The organism is Halalkaliarchaeum desulfuricum (assembly GCF_002952775.1).
Taxonomy (GTDB): Archaea; Halobacteriota; Halobacteria; order Halobacteriales; family Haloferacaceae; genus Halalkaliarchaeum; species Halalkaliarchaeum desulfuricum.
This window is the reverse complement of sequence record NZ_CP025066.1, coordinates 2918319-2940860: the sequence shown is the minus strand read 5'-3', so window position 1 is coordinate 2940860 and position 22542 is coordinate 2918319. Positions and strand designations below refer to the sequence as shown.

Below are 22542 nucleotides of genomic sequence, written 5' to 3'. Positions count from 1 at the left end.
CTACCCGTTACGTTATCCCGTATTTTTCATCCCGGCAGCGATCCCGTTGACGGTCAAGCGGAGGGTACGCTCCTCCTCGGGCGTGCGGTGGGTCCGGTCGAGCAGATCCACTTGCAGCAGGTTCAGCGGATCGACGTACGGGTTGCGGCGTTCGAGGCTCCCCTCGAGCCATTCGCGGCGCTCCAGCGACTCGCGGCCGGTGATGGTGCCGACGAGATCGCTCGCCCGTTCGTACTCGTCCCGAAGATGCGGGAAGAACTCCTCGCGGAGTTCCGGATCGGCCAGATCGGCGTACTCCGTGGCAATCTCCATGTCCGTTCGGGCGAGCGCGACGGCGGCGTTGTCGAGCGTCGTCCGGAAGAACGGCCACTCGTCGTGCATCTCCTGGAGCGTCTCGATCGCGGCCTCCTCGTCGTCAGCGTCCTCGAGATACGCGTCGATTCCCGAGGCAAGCGAGTACCAGCCCGGGAGGATACACCGCGACTGCGTCCAGGAGAACACCCACGGGATCGCCCGGAGGTCCTCGACGGTGCGCTCGTCGGTCCGGGATGCCGGCCGGGAGCCGAGGTTGAGGTCCTCGATCACCGTGATCGGGGTGGCCTGCTCGAAGTACTGGACGAACCCCTCGGCTTCGAGCAGGTCGCGGTACGCCTCTCCGGCGGCGTCGGCCATCGTCTGCATCGCCTTGCGCCACCCGTCTTCTACCGGCTCGACGGGCTCTTCGAGCGCCCGGTGGCGCGACCGTACCTGTGCGTCGAGCATCTGCTCGAGGTTGCGCTCGGCGATATCGGGGTTGCCGTACTTTTCGGCGATCGCTTCGCCCTGTTCGGTGAACTTCACCTCGCCAGTGACGGTCTCGTTTGGCAGCGCCAACAGCGCCTCGTTCATCGGCCCGCCGCCACGCGAGATCGATCCACCCCGGCCGTGGAACAGCCGCAGGTCGACATCGTAGGCGTCGGTGATCGCCGCGAGCCGCTTCTGGTTGCGGTACAGCGACCAGTTCGCCGCCAGGAAGCCGTTCTCCTTGTTGGAGTCGGAGTAGCCCAGCATCACTTCCTGGGTGTTACCCCGCAAGGCGAGCGCCTGCGCGTACGCCTCGTTTTCGAACAGCCGGCCCATGATACGCTCGGCGCCGTCGAGCGCGTACTCCGTCTCGAGCAAGGGGACGACATCGAGCCCGCAGTGGTCGGGCAACGCAACCACGCCGGCCTGGTCTGCCAGGAACAGCACCTCGAGCACGTGGCTGGACTCCTCTGTCATCGAGATGCAGTAGGTGTCGATCGCCTGGATGCCATACTCCTCCTGCCAGTCCGCCAGTTTGTCGAACCGGGAAAGCACCCGCTTTGCGGTTTCGGAGATCAGCCCCGGATCGCCGGGGTCGATCACCGGTTCGTCCTGGAGGATCGCCTCGGTGAGCAGTTCGATGCGTCCCTCCTCGTCGAGATCGCGGTAGTCGATCTCCTGGCGTTCCAGCGCCTCCGCGACCGCCTCGGTGTGGTTCTCCTGGTGGTCCCGAACGTCCAGTGACGCCAGCGCGAAGCCGAACGTCGAGGCCTGCCGACGGAGCGGCTCGACGAACTCCGCGGCGACGGCCTGCCCGCCGTTGTCGACGAGGCTCTGGTGAATCGCGTCGAGGTCCTCGAGGAACGCCTCGGGGCCGTTGTACTCCCCGGGACGAACGTCGTCGACGCGGTCGAGTCGCTCGCGCATGAACCGCAGCTTCTGCCGGTACGGCTCGTCGGGATACCTGGTTTCGATCTCCGGGGCGAGCCCGGGGAACCGGTTCCTGTCGGCCTCGAGCCGCTCGGTGAACGCAGCTCCGGTGTCGTACCGGGTACCGTCCTGGCTGAGCGCCGCCGACAGCACCTTCAGTTCGTCGCGATACTTCTCGACGACGACGGACCGCTGGCGGGAGAGTGTCTCGGTCGTCACCTCCGGCGTGACGAACGGGTTTCCGTCGCGGTCGCTGCCGGCCCACGATCGGAACTCGAACAGCTTCGGAACGTCGACGTCATCGAACTCCTTGTCGACGACCGACTCCAGTTCGCGGTACGTCTCGCCGATCACGTCGAACAGCGTGTTCTCGAGATACCACTGGACGTTCAGCGCCTCGTCGGCCGGCTCCGGGCGGCGGTTTCGAACCTGTCGGGTTCCCCACAGGCTGTTCACCTCGGCGTCGATCTTTCGCCACAGCGCCGTTCGCTCCCGGTCGGTCAGACGTCTCTCGTCGAGTTCCTCGATCCGGTCGGCGATCGACCGCAGTTTCGCCTTCACGGTTCCGCGTCGCGCCTCGGTCGGGTGGGCGGTGAACGTCGGTTCGATCAACACGTCGTCGAGGAGTTCCTCCAGTTCCGCCTCGGTTACGCCCTGTTCGATCAGCTCCGACACCGTCCCCTCGAAGGTGTCCTCGAGGGTCTGCTCCTGGCGGGCGTGCCGGACGGTGCGAACCCGTTCGCGTTCCTCGGCGAGGTTTATCAGTTCGAAGTAGACGGTGAACGCGCGCGCGATGACACTCGCCTCGTCCGGTGACAGCTCGGCGATTCGCTCCCGAAGCGGACTCCGGGAGTCGAGTTCCCCCTCCCGGTAGGATATCGCGTTCGTGCGGAGTTCCTCGACGGTTTCGAACGATTCGGTCGATGTCTGCGCCTCCAGTACGTCACCCAGGAGTGCCCCGAGCTCGCGTACGTCGCGGCGGACGCTCCTGTCGTGTAACTCCATGGCAACGTCGTTAGTTCCCGGGCGGTAAAAACCATTAGTCCCCCGAATTTTTGCCTTTCTCCCACCGGCGTCTGCCTTCGTGGAGCCCCTCGGTCGTCATGCTTTTTACTGCAGGGCCGTAGGGTGCGATATGACCGAAGAGGACAAGTACCCCTCCGAATCCGGGCGTCGGCGGTTCGTGAAGGGTGTCGTCGGCGGCGCCGCGCTCTCGGGCGTCGGCGCGGCGGGCATCGCGTCGATCAACACCCTCACGACACAGACCGGTGCGGGCGGCGGCCAGACTGAGGCGATGGCCATCGAACGCACCGGGGGTCCAGCCCCACGGGGGATGCCCCAGATCCCTCTCGAGATCGACGATGAGGGGTATCTCCGCGGAATCTGGCCGGATACCCAGACGGAGGTCATCGAGGGAATCGAAGTCGAGGTCGCGCGGATGGACCTCGGCAGCGAGACCTACTCCGGCGAGTGGTTCCAGTACTGCGGCTACGAGGGTGCAGCCGGGATTCAGCCCGACTTCGACTCGGACAACTACTTCCACGTCACCGGCAGTCCGGGATACGACTGGCAAAACGATGTGTATGACGAGGGCGACCGTCTCCACATCGACCACTTCGACGATTACCAGGAGTGGGGAAACGAGATCGGGGCCGCAGGCGTCGGCAAGCCCGCTACCTGCCGGTGGCGGTCGGAGGGGGCCGACGAAGTGCTTCCGGTCAACGTGATCCGGTCGACGCAGATCGAGGAGGCCGCACAGGAAAGCGAGTGGCTCCAGGCATCGACTGAGGAGGGGTTCATGGCGTATCTCAACGTCTGTACGCACTTCTGTTGTGTCCCCGGCTACAAACGGACGCCCGACTCCGTCCGGTACGACGCCGAAGACAAGGTGTACTGTCAGTGTCACCAGTCGGTGTACGACCCGTTCAACATCGTCCGGACGCTGTTCATCGCCCGTCCGCGCCCACAGTGAGGTCCGACTTGTGACATCCCACACCGAAGAAGATCAGTTCGCGCACGAACTCGAGTACGCCCGGCAACTGCTCGACGACGACGGCGTCACCGCCGCCATCGTCGGCGTCGTCCGGGACGGCGAGGAGGTCGACACCACGTTCGCCCAGCGTGCCGACTCCCCCCGGGAAGAGGGACTGCAGGCGCTGTCGCTGCTTGCGGCTCACGTCCGTCTCGTCGCCGACGAGGCTGGCGTCGATCACACGACGGTCGCCAGCGACGCCGCCTCCCTCGCGGGCGCGGTCGACGAGATCGATCCGGACGCGCTTGCGGCCGCCGCTGACTCCGGGGACCCCGACGAAGATCCCGATTCCGATGAAGATCCCGATTCCGGCGAAGATCCCGATTCCGGCGAAGATCCCGATCCAGACGACACCGACAACGCGTGACCGTCCGACCCGAGACCGCGTCGCGTTGCTTTTTGTATCCCTGTCGCGTAGCCCAAGCCGATGTCAACCGACGACGAGGAGGAGCCGCGAGTGCCGATCGTCTGTCCGGCCTGCGAGACGAGATCCCGCGTCCCGATCGAGGAGGTGGCCGACACCGTCGAGCGACACAACGAGCGCCTCCACGACGGCGAGGACGTCGCCGAGGTCGATCCCGCCATCGCCGAACACATCGCGGATCTCGTCGCAGACGACATGGGTCTTTTCGACGACGGAGAGGAGTCCCCCAACGAGTGAACGTCGACCGGGCGGAGCGGCCGGGAACCCACAAGGATTAACCTCGCGCCGTCGACAACACCGGCAACGGATGTTCGACGAAATAATGGGCAAGTTCGAGGGGTCGCCGAGCCAGCAGGCGGTGATCCGGCTGCTGCTCGAGCGGGGGTTCTCCGTAAACGAGGACGGCCGGGTGGTTTCCGGCGGGATCGAGATCCCCTACACTGGGATCGCGCGGGAGCTCGAGATCGACCGACGGGTCGTGGACTCGACCACCGACGCGATCCTCGAGGATCCCGAACTCCGTGAGATCTTCGGCAACATCTCCTCGATCCCGAGCCTGATGGACCTCGCGCCGGTGCTGGACCTGTCGGTGCTCACCGTCGAGGTCGGCGCGGCCGACGAGGCCGGCATCGTCGCCGAAATCACCGGCCTGATCGCCGACCGGGGGATCTCGATCCGCCAGGTGCTTTCCGACGATCCGGAGTTTACCGACGAGCCGAAGCTGTACCTCATCACCGACGACCCGCTGCCGGGTGATCTGCTCGTGGAGATCCGCGAACTGCCGTACGTCCGGCGCGTGGAGTTTTGAGGCGCGCGTGCGGTGTTGGATCACTGCCAGTCCGGGAAGGATTTTTCTCTCGGGGACGCGTGACTCTCGCTGATCCACTCTGATCGAGTGTCGCTACTGCGGTTCGGACGTCGAACGTCACGATCCAGTGTTCGTCCGTGAGGGGCTCGAACGGACGGACGCGGGCGCCTTCTGCAACTACGCGTGTCTCCGGAGTCACATCGACGAGGCCGGTCTCACTGACGGCGCGGCCTGCGAGTGGTCGCCGTCGGGATACGCCGCGGGTTCGGCTGCGGGACGACTGTTGTCTCAGTCGACGATGATCTCCGAGTCCGGGTCGTCGTCGATTCCGGCGGCGCGTTCGTTTTTCATCTCCTCCTCGTAGCGGGCGATCCACTCGGCGAAACACTCCGGGCAGAGCCGCTGGGTGTCGATCGTCGACCGGTCGACGCTCAGCCGGACCGTCCGCGACAGCGCGTCGGTCGTCGATTCGCCGCAGGCGTGGCAGGGATCGTCCTCCTCTCCGTCGCTCATGGGGCTCAGTCCCGGCGGAGACGATAAAGGGTTTGTCCCCGCAGTCGCCCCGCCCGGGCCGTCCGCCACGTATCGCCATACAATCGTGCCGTTTAACATGTGATGGCGGGCTATACTCGCCGTAGCAATGCCCAGTGGAGACTACGACCCGGACGCTGTCGAGCCCAAATGGCAGCAGCGCTGGGTCGACGACGAGACGTATTCGTATCCGGACGCCGAAGCCGACCCGGACACAGCCTTCGCGATCGACACGCCGCCGCCGACCGTATCTGGGAGCCTCCACTGGGGTCACGTATATGGGTCGATCCTCCAGGACGTCGTCGCCCGCTTTCACCGAATGCGCGGGCGCGACGTCTTCTTCCCGTTCGGCTACGACGACAACGGGATCGCGAGCGAACGACTCACCGAACGGGAACTGGACATCCGCCATCAGGACTTCGACCGCCGGGAGTTCCAGCAGAAGTGTCGGGAGGTGTGCCGGGAGTACGAGGCGGAGTTCACCGAGAAGATGCAGTCGATGGGCATCTCGATCGACTGGAACAACACCTACCGGACGATCTCCCCGCAGGTGCAGCGGGTCTCCCAGCTGTCGTTTATCGACCTCTACGAGCATGGACGCGAATACCGCGAGGAGGCGCCGGCGATCTGGTGTCCAGAATGCGAGACGGCGATCTCGCAGGTGGAAACCGAAGACGACGAGCGGGATTCGCACTTCCACGACATCGCCTTCGAGATCGTGGAGGCAGCGGAATCGGTGGATCTCCCCGACACGTTCACCATCTCGACAACCCGTCCCGAGTTGCTTCCGGCCTGCGTTGCGGTGTTCGTGCATCCTGACGACGAGGAGAACGCAAACCTGGTGGGCAACACCGCCCGGATCCCGATCTTCGGCCAGGAGGTGCCGATCCTCGAGGACGACCGCGTCGACATGGAAACCGGTTCGGGGATCGTGATGTGCTGTACGTTCGGCGACCAGACCGACATCGAGTGGTACCGCGCCCACGACCTCCCGCTGCGGATCGCGATCGACGAGTCGGGCCACCTCACCGACGTCGCCGACGGGTACGCCGGGCTGTACGCGACGGACGCGCGCGAAGAGATCGTCGAGGACCTCGAGGAGGTCGGGGCACTGCTCGACCGGTGGGAGATCACCCACACGGTCAACGTCCACGAACGGTGCGGAACCGGGGTCGAGTTCCTCGTCACCGAACAGTGGTACGTCGAAGTGCTCGACCGGACCGACGAGTACCTCGAGGCGGGCCGGGAGATGGAGTGGTTCCCCGAGAAGATGTTCACCCGGTACGAACACTGGGTGGAGGGGCTCCAGTGGGACTGGTGTATCTCCCGGCAGCGCTCGTCGGGAATCCCGTTCCCAGTGTGGTACTGCGACTCCTGCGGGACAGAAATCCTCGCCGAGAAGGACGACCTCCCGGTGGATCCGCTCTCGGACGACCCGCCGGTAGAGGCGTGTCCCGACTGTGGGGATGGGTCGTTCGAGCCGGAAGAGGACGTCTTCGACACGTGGGCGACCTCATCGCTTACTCCCCTGATCAACGCCGGCTGGGATTGGGACCCCGAGACGGAGTCGTTCACGATGGACCGACCGGAGATCTACCCGATGGACGTCCGGCCGCAGGGCCACGACATCATCTCCTTTTGGCTGTTCCACACCGTCATCAAGTGTTACGAACACACCGGTGAGGTGCCGTTCGACTCGACGATGATCAACGGGATGGTGCTCGACGAGAACCGCGAGAAGATGTCGAAGTCGAAGGGGAACATCGTCGCGCCCGACGAGGTGCTCGAGAAGTACCCCGTCGACGCCGCGCGCTTCTGGGCGGCCGGCAGCGCCGTCGGCGACGATCTCCCCTACCAGGAGAAGGGGCTTCGCGCCGGCGAGAAGCTGCTCCGGAAGCTGTGGAACGCCTCGAAACTCGTCGACTCGCTGACGCCCGACGAGCCGGTCGATCGCCCCGCGGAGCTGCGGGCGCTCGATCGGTGGCTGCTCGCCCGACTCGACGACGAGATCGAGACGCTCACCGAGCAGTTCGAACACCGAGAGTTCTCCAAGGCGCGCGACCGGCTACGGTCGTTTTTCTGGGGGACGTTCTGTGACGACTACCTCGAGATCGCCAAACAGCGGATCCGCGAGGAACAGGACGAAGCCTCCGCGCAGTACGCGCTCGAGGTCGCCCACCGGCGGTTCCTGAAGCTGTTTGCGCCACTTCTCGCCCACGCCACCGAGGAGATCTGGCAGGAGATGTACGACGCCTCCGCAACCGCGGAGAGCATCCACCTCGAGGCGTGGCCCGAACCGCTCGGGATCGAGGCAGACCGGGAGGCCGGGGGGGCCGCGATGGCGGTCGTCGGCGCGCTCCGAAAGTACAAAAGCGAACACCAGCTTCCCCTGAACGCGACGCTGGACCGCGTCGAGGTGTACGCCGACGTGGCCGACTTCGAGGCGGACGTCACCGGTGTGATGCACGTCGAGGAACTCGCGGTGTTGCCCGAGACCGAACCGCCCGTCGAGACGGTCGTCACGGGGATCGACCTCGACTACTCGCTGGTCGGGCCGGAGTTCGGCGGGGGGGTCCCCGAGATCGAGGCGGCGATCGAGTCCGGAAACTACGAAATCGAGGACGACCGGCTCCACGCCGCCGGGGAGACGCTCGAACCGGAGATGTTCGAAATCGAGACCGAACGGCAGTACACCGGCGACGGGACGTATCTCGACGCCGACGGCGTCGTCGTCATCGTGAGCGTCGACGACTGACCGGCAGCGACAGCCGGCGATCGGTCGAGGTGATCCAGGGACCGCGCCGACCGAGACGACCTAGCGGTCGGCGCCGATCGAGACGACCTAGCGATCGGCGCCGACGGCGTCCTCGATCGACTCGAACCCGTCCCGCTCGAGCAGTTCCAGCAGTCCCCTGTTGATGTCGCGCGCGATCGTCGGTCCTTCGTAGATCAGTCCGGTGTACAACTGCACCAGGCTCGCACCCGCCCGGATCTTCGCGTACGCCCCCTCGGCGTCCGAAACTCCGCCCACGCCGATCACGGGAACGTCGACCCGTCGGGCGGTGTACCGCACCAGATCAGTCGCGCGGTCCTCGATCGGCTTCCCCGAGAGGCCACCGCGCTGGGCACGGTTCGGATGCTGCAGGGTGTTCGGACGTTCGGTCGTCGTGTTCGTGGTGACGACCCCGTCGAGGTCCATCTCGTCGACGACTGCAAGCGCCTCCTCGAGTGCGCCCCCCGGCAGGTCGGGCGAGAGCTTCACCAGAAGCGGCGAGGCACCGACCGACCGCAGTTCGGCGAGGATCTCCTCGAGTGCGTCCCGGTCCTGCAGTTCGCGGAGTTCGGGGGTGTTGGGACAGGAGACGTTCACCACGAAGAAGTCACCGGCCTCGGCGACCCGCTCGTAGGTGTACCGGTAGTCGTCGGCCGCCTCCGCGAGGGGCGTTGCGGTCGTTTTGCCGATGTTGACGCCGATCGGAACGTCCGGCAGGGGGCCGCGGTCGAGGCGCCGTCCGATCGCGTCGGCTCCCTCGTTGTTGAACCCCATCCGGTTTATCAGTGCCCGATCCTCCGGCAGCCTGAACGCTCGGGGGCGGGGATTGCCTTCCTGCGGCTGGGCAGTGACGGCACCGACCTCGAGGTGGCCGAACCCCAGCGCCGCAAGCGCCACCGGCACCTCCGCGTTCTTGTCGAAGCCGGCGGCGACGCCGACGGGGTTGGGGAACGTCAGGCCGAACACGTCCGACTCGAGACGGGGGTCGTCCACGCGGCAGTGTCGCTCGATCGCCCCCGCTGTCGGGGTCCGCTGGACGAACTGTAACGCGTTCACCGCGAGCCCGTGTGCTGTCTCGGGAGGTAACAGGAACAGTCCTCGCTTCAGGAGATCGTACGCCCTCATCGTCCGGACAAAATCCCTCCGGCGACAAGAAGCCGCCGGCTTCCGCGAGGCGTCAACTGTCGTTAGAAGTCGTGTTCGACCTCGTCCGAATCCGCTTTCTGGATGACGATCTTGCCGTCCCGTACCCTGACGAACACCTCGTCGCCGATCTCCATTCCCGCGACGGCGAGTTCGTCTTCGTGGAGGTTCACGTGGGCGTTGTGGTACTGCCCGTCGTCGTCCTTGGCCCCACTCGGGCTGAGCTTCTTTTTCCGGACCATCGAACCTATCTACCCCTAACTTCGGAGTAGCCTATACATAAGTGTTGTTTCGTGCTCTCGCGTAGAGGAACCCGCGGAACCCGCGAGAGCGTTCTTTCGTCTTTCCGCGGCACATCCCGACCCTCGAGAGGGTGTTTCGACCCCCGAGAAGGGCATCCGTGAGGCGGTTTTCGACCGCGCGCGAGCGTCGACTCCCCCCTGAACCCCGTGATTTCACCCCGTTATCGCCCTCGTAACCACTTTTTTCGCCGTTCGTTCCGGTGGACCGAGATCGATACTTAAATACTTTCTGTCTCCCCGGCCGAATTCCCCGGTATTTTTATAATGTATCATGTGTTCGGTTGCCATGGAGGGTAAAACCATGGTACGTGAAGATGGTAAGCGCAATTTCGCACTTCGAGAAGAGGGTGGAGAAGAACCGAGCGTGTTCTCCGGTAACACGCCGCGACAGGCGGCACTCAAGGCTGCCCGCCGACTCGAGCCGGCGCCCAGCGAGAGTGATGCCGATCCCGAGGAACTCAGGCTCCGCGAGAAAGGGACCGACAAAGTCCACATCTACGAAGGCTGGGCCTGGGAAGAGGAGGCGCCGGACAACAGTCCAGACTGGATGCCCGAGGAGATCACCGAGGCCAATGTCTCCAAAGAGGGCATCGAACACCTCGAAGAGTAACCGCCGGTAGCCGCGGACAGTTGACGCCCGGCCGGACGGACGCGAGGACCTGGTCGCCGACGACGCAGTCGAATCCGACTCTTTTATTCGCGTGACGACCAGTTAGTCGTATGCGCGGCGCACGCCCGGCGGGACGACCCGTACGAGCGGACGGATGATCGACCGGCCTCCATCCGCGCGACAGTTTTCACCGCGCTCGCGCCCTCGAGAGTCCCGGGCTTTCGTCGCCTTGCCCTGCGAGTTCATCCCGTGTAATCGAGTGACGAGGCGGCGACGGAACGACGGGGTTAAGTGGTCGACTCTCCTCGCTTGGAATGCGAACGCCCCGGGGCGACCTGGGGTCCGACCGCTCCGGATCGGAGCGGTCGACCGCGTCCGATCCGATGGCCTTATCAGTACGAGGGCACTCGGATCGTGATGCGAACGAAACCGCGCCCCCGGCCGATTACGGTTCGGGGTCGCGGGGATCGAATCGGAACCGATCCGATGGGTTTAAGCCCACGGATGAAGTACGATATGATCCGTAAGAGATGAGGATTGCGTCCCTGCGGTCCGCCGTAAGGCGCGTTCTGATGTGAGCCGCGATCGTTCGGTGTCACCCCCGATGTCGGTGGCAGCGAACGTGGACCTTGCAATGGTGAGTAGACACTTCGGTGTCTATTCCCGCCACCCCCCTGACTCGGCATTCCCGATTCAGGGACATTCCGGTTGATCCTGCCGGAGGCCATTGCTATCGGGGTCCGATTTAGCCATGCTAGTCGCACGGGTTCAGACCCGTGGCGAATAGCTCCGTAACACGTGGCCAAACTACCCTTCGGAGGGGGATACTCTCGGGAAACTGAGGCTAATCCCGCATACTCCTGGACGTCTGGAATGACGCCAGGGCGAAACGCTCCGGCGCCGAAGGATGTGGCTGCGGCCGATTAGGTAGACGGTGGGGTAACGGCCCACCGTGCCGATAATCGGTACGGGTTGTGAGAGCAAGAACCCGGAGACGGAATCTGAGACAAGATTCCGGGCCCTACGGGGCGCAGCAGGCGCGAAACCTTTACACTGCACGCCAGTGCGATAAGGGGACCCCGAGTGCGAGGGCATATCGTCCTCGCTTTTGTACACCGTAGGGAGGTGTACGAACAAGGGCTGGGCAAGACCGGTGCCAGCCGCCGCGGTAATACCGGCAGCCCGAGTGATGGCCGATTTTATTGGGCCTAAAGCGTCCGTAGCCGGCCGAGCAAGTCCGTCGGGAAATCCACGCGCTCAACGCGTGGGCGTCCGGCGGAACCTGCTCGGCTTGGGACCGGAAGACCCAGCGGGTACGTCCGGGGTAGGAGTGAAATCCTGTAATCCCGAACGGACCGCCGATGGCGAAAGCACGCTGGGAAGACGGATCCGACGGTGAGGGACGAAAGCTAGGGTCTCGAACCGGATTAGATACCCGGGTAGTCCTAGCCGTAAACGATGCTCGCTAGGTGTGGCTCCCGCTACGAGCGGGTGCTGTGCCGTAGGGAAGCCGCTAAGCGAGCCGCCTGGGAAGTACGTCCGCAAGGATGAAACTTAAAGGAATTGGCGGGGGAGCACTACAACCGGAGGAGCCTGCGGTTTAATTGGACTCAACGCCGGACATCTCACCAGCCCCGACTGCAGTAATGACGGTCAGGTTGATGACCTAGCCACGAGCTGCAGAGAGGAGGTGCATGGCCGCCGTCAGCTCGTACCGTGAGGCGTCCTGTTAAGTCAGGCAACGAGCGAGACCCGCGTCCGTAATTGCCAGCATGACCCCTGGGTCGATGGGTACATTACGGAGACTGCCGCCGCCAAGGCGGAGGAAGGAACGGGCAACGGTAGGTCAGTATGCCCCGAATGGGCTGGGCAACACGCGGGCTACAATGGCCAGGACAATGGGTTCCGACCCCGAAAGGGAGAGGTAATCTCACAAACCTGGTCGTAGTTCGGATTGAGGGCTGAAACTCGCCCTCATGAAGCTGGATTCGGTAGTAATCGCGTGTCATTAGCGCGCGGTGAATACGTCCCTGCTCCTTGCACACACCGCCCGTCAAAGCACCCGAGTGAGGTCCGGATGAGGCTCGTTCACGCGAGTCGAATCTGGGCTTTGCAAGGGGGCTTAAGTCGTAACAAGGTAGCCGTAGGGGAATCTGCGGCTGGATCACCTCCTACAGACCGGGACGCTGTGGATCACTCCACAGCGCCCATTCGCTGTACGGGTTCCGTTCGGAACCCACCGAGGTGGAGGAAGCTCCACGGTTCGCCCATTCGACATTTGGGGCACTAACGAACGATCGCGGCTCACACAGACCCCACTCGCCAGGGATGGTCCCTGGCGAGTGGGGGGAGGGCCCGTAGCTCAGTGGTAGAGTGCCTCCTTTGCAAGGAGGATGCCCTGGGTTCGAATCCCAGCGGGTCCATGCCCGCCCCGCCGTTACGAATCAGTCCCCTTATGGGGGCGGATCGGGAACGGTGGGATGGACGACCGATGCACCATGCCGCGAGAGCGAGGATGGGAAGGGTTCGAGATCGCTGCCCGTTCACACCCGGGCGGCATCGATGACGCCGTGTGTACGTGCAATCCAGACGCCCACTGAACCCGCTTTGCGGGTCGTGGACGTATACAATTACAGAATGGCTACTGTGCCATCTGGTGAATAGCTCGGCTCGAGAGCCGATGACGGACGTGTCAAGCAGCGATATGCTCCGGGGAGCCGCAAGAAGGCGAAGAACCGGAGATTTCCGAATGGGAATCCCCACAGCAATTGCCTTGCGCAATGGGGAACGCTCCGAATTGAAACATCTCAGTAGGAGCAGGAACAGAACGCAACAGCGATGTCGTCAGTAACGGCGAGTAAACGCGACACAGTCCAAACCGAAGCCTTCGGGCAATGTGGTGTACGGGCTGGTCACAACCGGGAGCGGCGACGCGAGAAGTCTTCTGGAACGAAGCGCGAGACAGGGTGACAGCCCCGTATCGTGTCAAAACTCCCGCGGACCGGTACCAGAGTAGCAGGGGTTGGATATCCTCTGTGAAGGACCCAGGCATCGACTGGGAAGACTAAACACTCCTCGAGACCGATAGCGAACAAGTTGCCTCAGCGAACGCTGAAAAGCACCCCGAGAAGGGCGGTGCAAAGGGCTTGAAATCAGATGGCGATAGAGCGACGTGGCACGAAAGGCCGATCGAGAAACGACCGAGGGGCGATCCTCCAGTAGGAATCGATCGGAGCCGGTGTTGCGTCGTACGTTTTGAAAAACGAACCAGGGACTGTACTTGCTTGGCGAGTCTAACCCGAGAATCGGGGAAGGCGAAGGGAAACCGACAGGGCCGCAGCGCGTTTCGACGTGCGAGGGCCGCCGTGTTCAAGCGCGGGGAGTCAAGCGGGTACGACCCGAAACCAGGTGATCTACGCAGGGGCAGGGTGAAGCGTGGCGAAAGCCACGTGGAGGCCCGTTAGAGTTGGTGTCTTACAATACCCTCTCGTGACCCGTGTGTAGGGGTGAAAGGCCCATCGAACCTGGCAACAGCTGGTTCCGACCGAAACATGTCGAAGCATGACCTCCGTCGAGGTAGCTCGTGGGGTAGAGCGACCGATTGGATGACCCGCCACCGAGAGGTGTCGGCCATCCTGTCGAACTCCGAACCTACGGGCGCCGTGGACGCGGGGAGTCCGGTGTGCGGGGTAAGCCTGTGCACCGTAAGGGAGACAACCCAGCGCTAGGTTAAGGACCCAAAATGTGGACTAAGTGCGATCGAAGGTGGTCTCGAGCCCCAGACAGCCGGGAGGTGAGCTTAGAAGCAGCTACCCTCCAAGAAAAGCGTAACAGCTTACCGGCCGAGGTTCGAGGCGCCGAAAATGATCGGGGCTCAAGTCCACTTGCGAGACCTGGCGGCACCCATAGTGGTGATCCAGTAGGTCGGCGTCGCGATCGGGTGGAAGTACGGACGAGGGTTCGTATGGACCGGTCGGGAACGAAAATCCTGGTCACAGTAGCAGCGAAAGTCGGGTGAGAACCCCGACGGCCTGAAGAGCAAGGGTTCCTCGGCACTGTCAGTCAGCCGAGGGTTAGCCGATCCTAAGTCTCCTCGTAAGACGCGGGAGACGAAGGGGAAACTGGTTAATATTCCAGTGCCGCTCCACAGAGAAAGCCGACGCCCGAGGAAACGTCGAGCTGGGCAATCGCCCAGTCGAACCGGGGAAGGTCGTGGACGCCGTCATGGCAAGAAGCGATCGAAGCCCGGGAGAGGGAAACTCGACGGTACCTGGGGCCCGTGAAAAGGCGAGTGGAGTGATCGTACCGAGATCCGACACAGGTGCTCGGCCAGAGAAAGGCAAGGCCTGTCGGGAGAACCGGCGTTAGGGAATTCGGCAAGTTAGTCCCGTACCTTCGGAAGAAGGGATGCCTGCTTTGCAGAGAGCAGGTCGCAGTGACTCGGGCGCTCCGACTGTCTAGTAACAACACAGGTGACCGCAAATCCGCAAGGACGCGTACGGTCACTGAATCCTGCCCAGTGCGGGTATCTGAACACCTGGTACAACAGGACGAAGGACCCGTCAACGGCGGGGGTAACTATGACCCTCTTAAGGTAGCGTAGTACCTTGCCGCTTCAGTAGCGGCTTGCATGAATGGATCAACGAGAGTGCCACTGTCCCAACGCTGGACCCGGTGAACTGTACGTTCCAGTGCGGAGTCTGGAGACCCCCAAGGGGAAGCGAAGACCCTATAGAGCTTTACTGCAGGCTGTCGCTGGGACGTGGTCGCTGATGTGCAGGATAGGTAGGAGCCGAGACACAGGTACGTGCGCCAGCACGTCACCGAGGCAAGCGTGAAATACTACCCGTCAGTGACTGCGACCCTCACTCCGGGAGGAGAACACCGGTAGCCGGGCAGTTTGACTGGGGCGGTACGTGCTCGAAAAGATATCGAGCGCGCCCAATGGTCACCTCATCCGGGTCAGAGCCCCGGAGAAGAGCGCAAGAGCAGAAGGTGGCCTGACAGTGTCTTTCCTAACACGAGACGCTGACGCGAGAGCGTGGTTTAGCGAACGGTCCAGGGTCCTCAATGGACCCGGGGTACGACAGAAAAGCTACCTTAGGGATAACAGAGTCGTCACTCGCAAGAGCACATATCGACCGAGTGGCTTGCTACCTCGATGTCGGTTCCCTCCATCCTGCCCGTGCAGAAGCGGGCAAGGGTGAGGTTGTTCGCCTATTAAAGGAGGTCGTGAGCTGGGTTTAGACCGTCGTGAGACAGGTCGGCTGCTATCTATTGGGGGTGTGAGGTACCTGCCGTGAACGCTCGCATAGTACGAGAGGAACTGCGAGTGGTCGCCACTGGTGTACCGGTTGTCCGGAAGGGCAGATGCCGGGTAGCTACGCGACACGGGGTAAGAGCTGAACGCATCTAAGCTCGAAACCCACACGCAAAAGAGGTACCGTAGAGGTCCCTCCTAGAAGAGGAGGTAGATAGACTCGGGGTGTACGCACCGAGGGAACGAGGTGTTGAGCCCACGAGAACTAACAGACCGAGCCACAGTCATCGTATACGACCACGCCGGGAGGCGGGTTCAGGCGGAAGCTGGATTGCACGGACACAAAGGCGTCAAAGCGAGACGGACGCGAGGTGTGAGCGGCCGACACAGGTGAGAGACGACGGTTCGAGTCCGTCGGTCGGTGTTGAGGCGGCCAGAGCGGCGGGGGAACACCCGTACCCATACCGAACACGGAAGTTAAGCCCGCCAGCGTTGCGGGGAGTACTGGAGTGTGCGAACCTCTGGAAAATCCGGATCGCCGCCTCGCCATTCATACAGCAGAGACACGTTAGAGCGGAGAGGGATCTTTCTCCGTTCCGTCTAACAAGCCGAAGAGAGGGATCACTGGGTTGTTTTGAGCCACAGAGCGACATATAACGAAGTCACACCGAGAGTGGCAACGCCTGGACGTTCCGAGAGCGGCAACGCCTGGACGTTCCGAGAGCGGCAACGCCTGGACATCCGCACTCGAGCCGATAACTTTTCTCACCGATATACTTATACCAGCACGGAACCGGGTTGTATATAACTTGAGATGATCCCCGATCGCCGCGTGCTCGCCGAATCCGGAACGACGACGCTCGTTTGCGACGGTCCCGGGGGAGTCGTCCCGCCGACAGCGACGGGGGCCGATCGCGCTCTCGCGGTACTGTTCGACCACGACGCGGAGGGCTGGCGTCGTCGCTGGCGACGGGAGACCAGTTGGGCGCCCGAACGAGAGGCGTACGTCGACGTCCACGACGTCGCGAGGGGAAGCGCCGGAACCGCGGTCGAGGGGGGATCGGACGGGCCGACCGCCGCGCCCGACGGGCTTCAGTCGGATCCACAGCCGACGGTGCCGTCGATCCCGGACACGCGCGTCACCTGTGACGGTGACGTCGCGTTGACGACGCTGTCTCGGCCCGTCCGCGCGGCCGAGATTCTCGGACCCGCACGGAGCTATGTCGACGGCTGGGGAGCGGAGGGGTACGCTCCGGTCGTTTTCGTCGATTCCCTGTCGGGACTGCTCGGCGACGACGACGTCGACGGAGCCATCGACGCGCTCGAGACGCTTTCGGAGTCGGTTTCCGCGGCCGACGCAACGCTGTACGCGTACTGTGACCCCGAGGAGTTCGAGGACTCCTCGTTCCAGCGACTTCGGGCGTCATTCGACGCGGTCGTCGGAGCGGGCGAAGCGCAAGCCGTCGACGACCTGCAGGCGACGATCGACCGGTTCCGGTGCGAGGAGCCGACCAAGTACGGATATCTCCGACAGCACTGGCGGGAGGCCAAACGCGGGATCGAAACGTGCGGGCGGAACTATCCGCAGGCCAGGCAGATCCACGCGTCGCTGGAGGAGCCGACGACGACGCCCCGGACGCTGGGTGCCGCGCTGGGGGCGCTCGTCGAGTTCGACGTCATCGATCGGTGGGGAGAGACAGTAAGCGCCACGCGGTACAATCTCACCACCTACGACGGCGAACGGCTGGAGGCGATCGGCCGGATCCTCGAGGACGAGTGACGGTTCCTTTTCGAGCTACGTCCCGTCGGGAACTGGCGTCGATTCGATCGTCTCCACCAGCAACGACAGCGCGCCGCGAGCGCTCGCGTCCTTGATCTCCGCACGCTCGCCGTCGAACACCTCCCGTTTCACCCGGGCGAACGACTCCCCTGTACCCCACGGGGCGGCGTACGCGACGCCGAGATACACGAGTCCGACTGGCTTTTCCTCGGTGCCGCCGGACGGGCCCGCGATCCCGGTGGCGGCGACTCCCCAGCTCACGTCGGCGACGTCTCGAACGCCGCGGGCCATCGCGCGGGCGACGGGTTCGCTCACCGCCCCGTGCTCGTCGAGCGCCTCCCGCGGTACGGCGAGTTCCCCCCGTTTGGCGTCGTAGGCGTACGTGACGATCCCCCGATCGAAGTAGTCGCTCGATCCGGGAACGTCCGTGAGCAGATCCGAAATGTGTCCTCCAGTGAGCGATTCCGCGACGGCGACGGTCTCCTCGCGCTCGCGCAACAGCGTTCCGGCGCGGCGTTCGATTCGATCCATACGTCCACTGGGGGGTGCCCGTCAAAAGAAGCCTCGGGGACGGGATCGCCTCCGGGACGTGGTGTTGTGAGGACGTGGGAACGCGACCGTCGACTACAAGAGGATCGGGCCCTCACAGCGCGTGTGAACGTCGAATTCCGCCTCTTTGGACCGTTCCGCGACGCCGCCGGTACGAACCAACTCGCCGTCGAGACCGACGCGAACACGTATCGCGAACTCCTCGGGGAACTCGAGGGACGTCATCCGGAACTGGAGGGGGAACTGCTCGACGCCGAGGGAACGGACCTCGCCGGCGACACGGTGGTCACGAAAAACGGGACGGACGTCCGCCATCTCGACGGGCTGGAGACGCCGGTCGAAGACGGTGACGTCGTCCGTGCGGTGCCGTCGGTGTACGGCGGCAGCGACACCACGTCCGTCCACATCCTGCTTTATGACGGATTCGACGAACTCGACGCGATCGGTCCCTACGAGGTGTTCGACTACGCCCGGGAGTTCGGTGTCGGGATCGATCCCAGCTACCGGACGCTCGAGCCCGTAGAACAGGTCACCGCCAGCCACGGGACGCGGATCCTCCCGGACGGGACGCTCCCCGAACCGGGGGCTTCGGACGCACCCGATCTGCTCGTGGTTCCAGGGGGTGGCTGGAGTTCGCGCGACGGGGAGGCCTCCGCGTGGGTAGAGGCTCAGCGCGGGGATGTCCCACGTGCGCTCTCGGCCCACCACCGGGCCGGTGCACGCGTGGCAGGGGTCTGTACTGGGGGATTGCTGCTCGCGACCGCCGGACTTACCGACGATCGACCGGCGGTGACACACGCCAGTGCCCTGGAGGAACTCCGGGAGACCGGCGCAGACGTGCGGGACGCTCGGGTCGTCGACGACGGCGACCTGCTCACTGCCGGTGGGGTCACCTCCGGGCTCGATCTCGCGCTGTACCTCGTCGAACGGATCGCCGACCCCGACGTCGCCGACACCGACGTCGCCGACCCCGACGTCGCCGACCGGATCGCGACGGTAATCGAGTACGACCGGCGGTTCGACGTCGTCCGGACGGCCGGGACCGACGCCACAGGCGGGCGTGACGAGTCGGAGTTTGACTGATCGCTGATGTAATCGAGAGTGCCAGTTTATTCGGGCCGGGGAACCGTAACTCGTTGCGTCAATGGCCGCTTTGATGTAACCGCAATCAGTTACTCCTCTCTGTTGTGTGGTAACATCCCTATCCTCAATATTTAACAGGATTCCGTCCGTGTACACACTCGGTGAGACAGTATGACTGATTACGAACTCGATCCGTTACCGTACGACTACGACGCACTCGAACCGCACCTCTCCGAACAGGTGCTGAAGTGGCACCACGACACCCACCATCAAAGCTACGTGAACGGCTGGAACAGCGCCGAAGAAGAGCTGGAGGCGAACCGCGAGGCGGGCGACTTCTCGTCGTCCGCGGGCGCGATCCGTTCGGTCACGCACAACTCTTCGGGGCACATCCTGCACGACCTGTTCTGGCAGAACATGAGCCCCGACGGCGGCGACGAGCCGACGGGCGCGCTCCGCGAGCGAATCGAGGAGGACTTCGGCTCCTACGAGGCGTGGCGCGGCGAGTTCGAGGCGGCCGCGAAGGGCGCCTCCGGCTGGGCGCTTCTGGTGTACGATACGTTCTCGAACCAGCTTCGAAACGTCGTCGTCGACAAGCACGACCAGGGCGCGATCTGGGGCGGCCACCCGATCCTGGCGCTGGACGTCTGGGAGCACTCCTACTATCACGACTACGGTCCGGCCCGCGGAGAGTTCATCGAGAACTTCTTCGAGGTCGTCGACTGGGAGGAGCCGGCCCGGCGCTGTGAAGAGGCCGTCGAGCTGTTCGAGTGAGTCGGTAGCCGACCGCTGGTCGTCGGCGATCGACTCCGATCGTCGGTGATCGACTCCGATCGTCGACGCTGCGACGACACAGCGACCTCGCATTTTTATCGGTCCACGACCCATAGCCGGTCGCATGCCGAAGCCGAAGTCCGAAACCGACCGTCTGTATCCCTGCGACTTCTACACCCCAGAGGAGCTTCTCGACCCCGACGAACTGTATACGGTTCCGGAGATCGCACGGCTCCTCCAGGAGCTGGAGCCGGACGCGGAGCTCGACGACGCCACCGAGGGGGTGTTGCTCGACTGGGCGATCCCGTGGGTGATGGTCCACGCCGACGACCTCGTGGTCGCCGAACCCGGCGACGAGGGTGAACCGGGCTACTACGGCCTCAAGACCGACGCCGACCGCGAGCGGTTCGCCGAGCGGTCCGGGGACGACGACTGAACGATCCACGTCGAGGAACTGTCTCCGATGAGTTCACAGCCGACGGTACTGGTCGTGGGCGACGCGAGAGTCGACGCCGGCAAGACGACGTTTTCGGTCGGGCTGCTCGACCGTCTCGGGAGGACAGTAGCCGAGGCGGATCCGTCGCCCATCGGATTCAAACCCCGAGCGGGCAACGACTACTGGTTCGACCACGACGACGTCCGCGCCGCAACCGACGAACGGCGGCTCTACGGCAAGGACGCGGCACGTTTGGCCGACGTCTCAGGTACAACCGAATCGCCCGGAGGGCCCGGAGCGATCGAACGTCTCAACCCGGTTCATCGCCTGTGGCGTCCGACTCCCGGTCGGACCGGGACTCTGGGGGAGGCGGACCGCACCGCGCTCGTCGACCGCGTGACGCCCGACGGGGAGACGAGGTATCTGGTCAACGGCGCCGCCGAGGCGGACGGACTGATTCCAGCTCCAATCTCCGAGCGATTGCCCCTCGCGGACGCCCGGCGGGTGGGGTCGGTCGTCGAGTTCAACGCGGCCATGCGGGAGTTGCATCTCCCGGCGTTCGAACGGCTGGCTGAACGGATCAGAAAGGCGGCCGGAACCCGGCCGGTCGTCATCGAGTCGTATGGAGACATCGCTGTTCCCCTCGAAAACCTGCGGGAGGTCCTCGAACTCGACGTTGTCGCGGCGGTGGCGCCGACGCGGCTGCGCGTGTACCGCGGCGATCGGTGGCTTCGAGCCCGGTCGGTCGCGAGCGGGAGTCCACGGGAGGGTCGCCTCGAGGAACGCACCGGGCGCGTCGCGGAGATGGTCGAGCCGGTCGCGACCCGGGAGCTCCCTGCGCTCCCGTCCGGGGTTCGCGCGGACCCGGGCGGGATAGCCGAGGCGTACGCCGACGCCTACGAGGCGGTTCTCGAACAGGTTAAACCGGATCGGCGATAAGGGACTGCTATGACGATTCTCTCCTTCGACGAGGACGGCGTCGACGTCGTGTACGAGGGGACGGAGTTCAGGCTCGACAAGGAGATGATTGAGGAGGCGACGGGGAAAGATTGGCCCGACGTCACCGATCACGAGGTCATCAAGCTGGTCGAGCCCGAACCGGAGCTGTCCGGGGAACCCCGGCGCGTGACGGACATCATCCGATGATCACGGTCGCACTCGCGGGCAAGCCCAACGCCGGCAAGTCCACGTTCTTCACGGCGGCGACGATGGCAGACGTCGACGTCGGCAACTACCCATTTACGACGATCGATGCCAACCGCGGGATCGCACACGTCCGGACGGAGTGCCCGTGTCTCGATCTCGACTCCGGATGCGGGAACGAGCGGTGTCGAAACGGCAAGCGCTACGTCCCGGTCGAACTCGTCGACGTCGCCGGGCTCGTCCCCGGCGCCCACGAGGGGAAAGGGCTCGGAAACCAGTTCCTCGATCAACTTACCAACGCCGACGTCATCCTCAACGTCGTCGACGCCTCCGGCGGCACGAACGCCGAAGGGGAACCCGTCGACATCGGTACGTACGACCCACTGGATGAGGTCGACTTCATCGAAGAGGAGATGGACCGGTGGCTCGTCGGAATCGTCGATCGCAACTGGGAGTCGGTCGAGCGAAAGTCCCGGTCGCCGAACTTCGACATCGACGAGGCGCTGACCGAGATGCTCACCGGGTTCGGCGCAACCGAGGCCGACGTCGGCGCCGTCCTCCGTGAGTTCGACTACCCCGACGACCCCAAAAACTGGACGGACGACCACCGGGAGACGCTTGCCCGGGCGGTCCGCCGACAGACGAAACCGCTGGTGCTGGTGGCGAACAAAGCCGACATCGCCCCGGAGGAGAACCTAACGCGGCTTCTCGAGGCGAACCGACCGGTGATGCCGGCGTCTGCGGAGGGCGAACTCGCGTTGCGCCGGGCCTCACGGGCGAGTGCCGTCGAGTACGACCCGGGCGACGACTCCTTCGAGCTCACCGGAGAGCTCACCGACGCCCAGCGTGCCGGACTAGAAACCGTTCGCGAACTGATCGACGAGTACGGCGGTACCGGCGTGCAGGAAGCACTGAACACCGCCGTCTACGATCTGCTGGACGTGATCACCGTGTATCCCGTCCAGGACGCCGGCAAGTGGACCGACGCACAGGGGAACGTGCTCCCGGACGCCCACCTGCTCCCGCGGGGCTCGACCCCCCGGGATCTCGCCTTCGAGATCCACACCGACATCGGCGAGAGCTACCTCCACGCCGTCGACGCGAAGTCTGAGCGACGGATCTCCGACGAATACGAGCTCTCGGAGGGCGACGTCGTCAAAATCGTCAGCACGAATTGAAAC

General features: G+C 64.2%; 17 protein-coding genes, 1 tRNA gene, 3 rRNA genes and 1 pseudogene. 17 read left to right on the top strand and 5 right to left on the bottom strand.

All coding sequences use genetic code 11. The annotated features are described in order from the left end of the window. Positions 1-12: 12 nt before the first annotated feature. Positions 13-2718: a phosphoenolpyruvate carboxylase gene (gene ppc, locus AArcSl_RS14555; RefSeq protein ID WP_119820868.1), complete on the bottom strand. Its 2706-nt coding sequence runs from the start codon at positions 2716-2718 to the stop codon at positions 13-15. A 130-nt stretch (positions 2719-2848) separates the two neighbouring features. Here ppc and AArcSl_RS14550 point away from each other — a divergent pair, with 130 nt between their 5' ends. The 4 genes and pseudogenes from AArcSl_RS14550 to AArcSl_RS14535 all read left to right on the top strand — a co-directional run bounded on the left by AArcSl_RS14550 (position 2849) and on the right by AArcSl_RS14535 (position 4977). Then, on the top strand, positions 2849-3685 hold the full coding sequence (locus AArcSl_RS14550) for a Rieske (2Fe-2S) protein (protein WP_119820866.1): 837 nt from the start codon (positions 2849-2851) through the stop codon (positions 3683-3685). A gap of 10 nt (positions 3686-3695) precedes the next feature. Next, positions 3696-3977: pseudogene (locus tag AArcSl_RS14545) on the top strand (hypothetical protein); the annotation flags it as partial. A 195-nt stretch (positions 3978-4172) separates the two neighbouring features. Further along, positions 4173-4406: a hypothetical protein gene (locus tag AArcSl_RS14540; RefSeq protein ID WP_119820864.1), complete on the top strand. Its 234-nt coding sequence runs from the start codon at positions 4173-4175 to the stop codon at positions 4404-4406. Between the two features lie 70 nt (positions 4407-4476). Beyond that, entirely contained in the window at positions 4477-4977 is a 501-nt protein-coding gene (locus tag AArcSl_RS14535; protein ID WP_119820861.1) for an ACT domain-containing protein, read from the top strand. A gap of 288 nt (positions 4978-5265) precedes the next feature. Here AArcSl_RS14535 and AArcSl_RS14525 read toward each other — a convergent pair whose 3' ends face one another. Then, positions 5266-5490, bottom strand: coding sequence for a DUF7569 family protein (locus tag AArcSl_RS14525; RefSeq protein ID WP_119820857.1), 225 nt, complete (start codon positions 5488-5490; stop codon positions 5266-5268). Between the two features lie 127 nt (positions 5491-5617). Here AArcSl_RS14525 and AArcSl_RS14520 point away from each other — a divergent pair, with 127 nt between their 5' ends. Further along, positions 5618-8263, top strand: a complete 2646-nt coding sequence (locus AArcSl_RS14520; RefSeq protein WP_119820855.1) for a valine--tRNA ligase — start codon at positions 5618-5620, stop codon at positions 8261-8263. A gap of 87 nt (positions 8264-8350) precedes the next feature. On the opposite strand, the gene AArcSl_RS14515 is transcribed toward AArcSl_RS14520, so the two are convergent. Continuing rightward, positions 8351-9406, bottom strand: a complete 1056-nt coding sequence (locus tag AArcSl_RS14515; RefSeq protein ID WP_119820853.1) for a quinone-dependent dihydroorotate dehydrogenase — start codon at positions 9404-9406, stop codon at positions 8351-8353. Between the two features lie 62 nt (positions 9407-9468). Beyond that, positions 9469-9666 (bottom strand): SymE family type I addiction module toxin, encoded by a 198-nt coding sequence (locus tag AArcSl_RS14510; protein ID WP_119820851.1) that lies wholly within the window; start codon positions 9664-9666, stop codon positions 9469-9471. Between the two features lie 361 nt (positions 9667-10027). Between AArcSl_RS14510 and AArcSl_RS14505 the strand changes: the two genes are divergently transcribed. From AArcSl_RS14505 to AArcSl_RS14480, 6 genes are all read left to right on the top strand, one after another. Continuing rightward, the gene (locus tag AArcSl_RS14505) at positions 10028-10336 is read left to right on the top strand and encodes a non-histone chromosomal MC1 family protein (protein ID WP_119822021.1); all 309 of its coding nucleotides are present in this window, start codon (positions 10028-10030) and stop codon (positions 10334-10336) included. Between the two features lie 701 nt (positions 10337-11037). Next, positions 11038-12509 (top strand): 16S ribosomal RNA (locus AArcSl_RS14500). A gap of 178 nt (positions 12510-12687) precedes the next feature. Next, positions 12688-12759 (top strand) — tRNA-Ala (locus tag AArcSl_RS14495). A gap of 209 nt (positions 12760-12968) precedes the next feature. Continuing rightward, positions 12969-15883: ribosomal RNA gene (locus AArcSl_RS14490) — 23S ribosomal RNA — on the top strand. Positions 15884-16021: 138 nt separating this feature from the next. Next, a 5S ribosomal RNA gene (gene rrf, locus AArcSl_RS14485) occupies positions 16022-16143 on the top strand. Together the 16S, 23S and 5S rRNA genes with 1 tRNA gene alongside form the textbook arrangement of a ribosomal RNA operon. A gap of 267 nt (positions 16144-16410) precedes the next feature. Next, positions 16411-17376, top strand: a complete 966-nt coding sequence (locus AArcSl_RS14480) for a DUF7504 family protein (RefSeq protein WP_119820849.1) — start codon at positions 16411-16413, stop codon at positions 17374-17376. A 15-nt stretch (positions 17377-17391) separates the two neighbouring features. On the opposite strand, the gene AArcSl_RS14475 is transcribed toward AArcSl_RS14480, so the two are convergent. Then, the gene (locus AArcSl_RS14475) at positions 17392-17907 is read right to left on the bottom strand and encodes a CinA family protein (RefSeq protein ID WP_119820847.1); all 516 of its coding nucleotides are present in this window, start codon (positions 17905-17907) and stop codon (positions 17392-17394) included. Here AArcSl_RS14475 and AArcSl_RS17825 point away from each other — a divergent pair. From AArcSl_RS17825 to AArcSl_RS14445, 6 genes are all read left to right on the top strand, one after another. Further along, positions 17821-19008 (top strand): ubiquitin-like small modifier protein 1, encoded by a 1188-nt coding sequence (locus AArcSl_RS17825; protein WP_394337308.1) that lies wholly within the window; start codon positions 17821-17823, stop codon positions 19006-19008. The two genes, AArcSl_RS14475 and AArcSl_RS17825, sit on opposite strands and share 87 nt — an antisense overlap. A gap of 171 nt (positions 19009-19179) precedes the next feature. Then, the gene (sod, locus tag AArcSl_RS14465; protein WP_119820845.1) at positions 19180-19782 is read left to right on the top strand and encodes a superoxide dismutase; all 603 of its coding nucleotides are present in this window, start codon (positions 19180-19182) and stop codon (positions 19780-19782) included. A gap of 124 nt (positions 19783-19906) precedes the next feature. After that, positions 19907-20218, top strand: a complete 312-nt coding sequence (locus AArcSl_RS14460; protein WP_119820842.1) for a DUF5827 family protein — start codon at positions 19907-19909, stop codon at positions 20216-20218. Positions 20219-20245: 27 nt separating this feature from the next. Then, positions 20246-21157, top strand: coding sequence for an ATPase (locus AArcSl_RS14455; RefSeq protein ID WP_119820840.1), 912 nt, complete (start codon positions 20246-20248; stop codon positions 21155-21157). Positions 21158-21166: 9 nt separating this feature from the next. Next, positions 21167-21364: a DUF5800 family protein gene (locus tag AArcSl_RS14450; protein ID WP_119820838.1), complete on the top strand. Its 198-nt coding sequence runs from the start codon at positions 21167-21169 to the stop codon at positions 21362-21364. After that, entirely contained in the window at positions 21361-22539 is a 1179-nt protein-coding gene (locus AArcSl_RS14445) for a redox-regulated ATPase YchF (RefSeq protein ID WP_119820836.1), read from the top strand. The genes AArcSl_RS14450 and AArcSl_RS14445 overlap by 4 nt, the downstream gene beginning before the upstream one ends. Positions 22540-22542 lie beyond the last annotated feature (3 nt).